This window comes from Citrobacter sp. Cpo032, from assembly GCF_030332975.1.
GTDB classification, from domain to species: domain Bacteria; phylum Pseudomonadota; class Gammaproteobacteria; order Enterobacterales; family Enterobacteriaceae; genus Citrobacter; species Citrobacter portucalensis.
Genome location: NZ_JAOWGU010000009.1, coordinates 1 through 579, shown reverse-complemented (window position 1 = coordinate 579; position 579 = coordinate 1). Strand labels below are relative to the sequence as shown.

Sequence of the window (579 nt, the reverse complement as noted above, 5' to 3'; positions counted from 1 at the left end):
GTCGATGATGAATCGAAAGAAACATCTTCGGGTTGTGAGGTTAAGCGACTAAGCGTACACGGTGGATGCCCTGGCAGTCAGAGGCGATGAAGGACGTGCTAATCTGCGATAAGCGTCGGTAAGGTGATATGAACCGTTATAACCGGCGATTTCCGAATGGGGAAACCCAGTGTGATTCGTCACACTATCATTATGTGAATACATAGCGTAATGAAGCGAACCGGGGGAACTGAAACATCTAAGTACCCCGAGGAAAAGAAATCAACCGAGATTCCCCCAGTAGCGGCGAGCGAACGGGGAGCAGCCCAGAGTCTGAATCAGCATGTGTGTTAGTGGAAGCGTCTGGAAAGTCGCACGATACAGGGTGAAAGTCCCGTACACAAAAGTGCATGTGTTGTGAACTCGAAGAGTAGGGCGGGACACGTGGTATCCTGTCTGAATATGGGGGGACCATCCTCCAAGGCTAAATACTCCTGACTGACCGATAGTGAACCAGTACCGTGAGGGAAAGGCGAAAAGAACCCCGGCGAGGGGAGTGAAAAAGAACCTGAAACCGTGTACGTACAAGCAGTGGGAGCA

General features: G+C 50.9%; 1 rRNA gene. It reads left to right on the top strand.

From position 1 onward, the window contains the following. Positions 1-38 precede the first annotated feature (38 nt). A 23S ribosomal RNA gene (locus tag OGY33_RS00050) occupies positions 39-579 on the top strand; the annotation flags it as partial.